This is a genomic window from Streptomyces sp. NPDC053474 (assembly GCF_044544845.1).
In the GTDB taxonomy this organism is placed as follows: domain Bacteria; phylum Actinomycetota; class Actinomycetes; order Streptomycetales; family Streptomycetaceae; genus Streptomyces.
In genome coordinates this window covers 1-1752 of the sequence record NZ_JBITXV010000044.1, presented here as the reverse complement: position 1 = coordinate 1752, position 1752 = coordinate 1, and the positions used below count along the sequence as shown (strand labels likewise).

The window sequence follows — 1752 nt, the reverse complement described above, 5'->3', positions numbered from 1 at the left end:
TCCTCCGCGAGGCCCGGTGCCGAGTACACCTCGCCGGGGCGCAGTTCACCGGAGATCAGTGCCGCGCGCAGGGCGTGGGCCACCTGGTCGCGCAGGCGCTCCCTGGTGGTGATGAGGTTGCGCTGCTTGAGGTGCCCCATGGTCGTGGTGTCCCTTCGTGACCGTCGCTCGCACCGTGCCCGCGCGCTGTCGTCGCCCGCGCGGTGCCCGCGCGCCTTCGCGCCCGCACCGCGCCACGCGCCTTCGGCCGAGTGGATCACCAGCGTACAATGTCACGTTGTTTTCACGGGGACAGTGTGGGAGCCAAGGTATAGGTGCGGCTGGACGTATAGAACTCCAGAGCCGCCCTGCCCTGTTCGCGCGGGCCGTGGCCGGAGGCCTTGGTGCCGCCGAACGGCAGGTGGAAGTCGACGCCGGTGGACGGGGCGTTGACGCGGATCATGCCGGTGCCGAGGTGGTCGAGGCCGTGCAGGGCGGTGTCGAGCGACGCGGTGTGCACGGACGTCACCAGGCCGTAGGGGGTGGCGTTGGCGATGCGGACCGCGTGGTCCAGGTCGTCGGCGGCGAGCAGCACGGCCAGCGGCCCGAAGACCTCCTCGCGCAGCAGCCGGTGGCCCGGCGGCACGTCCGTGACGAGGGCGGGGGCCGCGTACCAGCCGTCGCCGTGCGGGGCGCGGGCCCCGGTGAGTTCGGGCAGCCCCCGCCTGCTCTCGGCGACCTCGTCGCGGGCCCCCTCGGAGATGAGCGGGCCGCAGACGGTGGCCGCCTGGGCGGGGTCGCCCACGGCCAGGGACCGCAGCCGCTCGGCGAGGGCCTCGCGCAGCGGGGCGAGGGCGGCGCCCACCGCGATGACGCGGCTGGTCGCGGTGCACTTCTGGCCCGCGTACCCGGCGATCGCGGCGGCGAGGTGGGCGGCGGCGGTGGCGATGTCCGCGTCCGGCAGGACGATCGCCGCGTTCAGGCCGCCCATCTCCGCCTGGACGGGGACGCCGCGCGCGGCGGCGCGGGCCACGACGGCCTGGCCGACGACGGTGGAGCCCGTGAAGGAGATGACGTCGGCGGCCGACACGACCGCGTTGCCCTCGCTGGCGCCGCCGGGCAGCACGGTGAACACGCCGTCGGGCACGGCCTGTTGGACGATCTCGGCGAGGCGGAGGGCGCACGCGGTGGCTTCCGGCGCGGGCTTGAGGACGACGGCGTTGCCGGTCGCGAGGGCGGGTGCGGCCTTCCAGCTGGGGATGGCGAAGGGGAAGTTCCAGGGCGTGACGAGACCGGCGACGCCGTGCGGGCGGCGGCGCGTGAGCAGCAGCCCGGCGCCGCTGCCCGGTTCGTGCACGGAGCCCTCGGCCGCGTACGGGGCCTGGGCGTAGTAGCGCCAGATCGCGGCGGTACGCGCCACCTCGGCACGGGCCTCGGTCAGGGGCTTGCCCACTTCGCGCACGGCGAGCGCGGCCAGTTCGTCCGCGGCCGCCTCGACGGCGTCGGCCACCTGGGTGAGCGCCGCCGCGCGGGCCGCCGCACCGCCCAGGCGCCAGCCGGGCTGTGCGACGCGGGCCCGCTCGACGGTGTCGACGGCGGCGAACGCGCCGGGCGCGGCGGTGCGCACCACCACGTCGGAGGGGTCGGCCGGGTTGCGTGAGACAACCGGGGTCAGGGTGGCGGTCATAGGAGGAACCCTCCGGGGAAGGGGTCGTCGGGGTCGAGGTAGTACTGGGCGGTGCCGGTGATCCAGGCGCGTCCGGTGATGCGCGG

The 1752-nt window shown here is 75.7% G+C and carries 2 protein-coding genes and 1 pseudogene; all 3 read right to left on the bottom strand.

Annotation, left to right across the window (positions count from 1 at the left end; all coding sequences use genetic code 11):
* Positions 1 to 140 (bottom strand): annotated as a pseudogene (locus ACIG3E_RS40980) (GntR family transcriptional regulator); the annotation flags it as partial.
* 143 nt (positions 141 to 283) lie between these two features.
* Positions 284 to 1666, bottom strand: coding sequence for an aldehyde dehydrogenase family protein (locus ACIG3E_RS40975; protein WP_399626320.1), 1383 nt, complete (start codon positions 1664 to 1666; stop codon positions 284 to 286).
* A partial coding sequence (locus ACIG3E_RS40970) for a proline racemase family protein (protein ID WP_399626322.1) occupies positions 1663 to 1752 on the bottom strand: 90 nt, incomplete at its 5' end. The genes ACIG3E_RS40975 and ACIG3E_RS40970, both read right to left, overlap by 4 nt.